This is a genomic window from Collinsella aerofaciens (genome assembly GCF_019131995.1).
Taxonomy (GTDB): Bacteria; Actinomycetota; Coriobacteriia; order Coriobacteriales; family Coriobacteriaceae; genus Collinsella; species Collinsella aerofaciens_S.
The window spans coordinates 1-300 of sequence record NZ_JAHONA010000090.1 but is presented as its reverse complement, the minus strand read 5'-3'; the positions used below and the strand labels follow the sequence as shown (position 1 = coordinate 300).

Sequence of the window (300 nt, the reverse complement as noted above, 5' to 3'; positions counted from 1 at the left end):
GCCCGCGCCTGGCCGCGTGGCCGCGCTGCTGCAACGGCTGCGGCCGCTACCGCGCCATCGGCTGCAAGCGCCGCCCCCACGTCTTCTACGACGCCCGCGCCGCGCAGCTGTGCGCCGACTCGGTCCTCGTCTCGTCCAGGCGCGGGATCGACGCCGACGAGCCGGCCGCGGCGGCCAGGCTGGAGGCCATCAGGGGCTGCCTGCGCCGGGGGCTCTCGCCCGAGCAGATGGCGGCGCGCAACGGCGGGCCCGTGGACCTGTCGCCCTCGACCATCTACCGCTGGGTCGCGGCGGGCTACG

The 300-nt window shown here is 77.7% G+C and carries 1 pseudogene; it reads left to right on the top strand.

Features of this window, described 5'->3' with window-relative positions:
• Positions 1-300: pseudogene (locus KSY82_RS10290) on the top strand (IS30 family transposase); the annotation flags it as partial.